The 364-nt window shown below is 72.5% G+C and carries 1 pseudogene; it reads left to right on the forward strand.

The window, feature by feature from the left end:
- Positions 1-364, forward strand: a pseudogene (locus tag A9Z05_RS37570) (5-(carboxyamino)imidazole ribonucleotide synthase); the annotation flags it as partial.

The raw sequence follows: 364 nt of genomic DNA on the forward strand, positions 1-364 counted from the left end.
GCGGCGGCCAGCTCGGCCGCATGTTCTGCTTTGCCGCCCAGTCGATGGGCTATCGCGTCGCCGTGCTCGATCCCGATCCGACGAGCCCCGCCGGCGCGGTCGCCGATCGCCACCTGCGCGCGGCGTACGACGACGAAGCCGCACTCGCCGAACTGGCGGACCTGTGCGACGCCGTATCGACGGAGTTCGAGAACGTGCCGGCCGCGAGTCTCGATTTCCTCGCGCGCACGACGTTCGTCGCACCGGCCGGCCGCTGCGTCGCGGTCGCGCAGGATCGCATCGCGGAGAAGCGGTTCATCGAGGCGTCGGGCGTGCCGGTCGCGCCGCACGTCGTGATCGAATCGGCGGCGGCGCTCGCCGCGCT

Source organism: Burkholderia sp. A2 (assembly GCF_001729305.1).
Classification (GTDB): Bacteria; Pseudomonadota; Gammaproteobacteria; order Burkholderiales; family Burkholderiaceae; genus Burkholderia; species Burkholderia sola.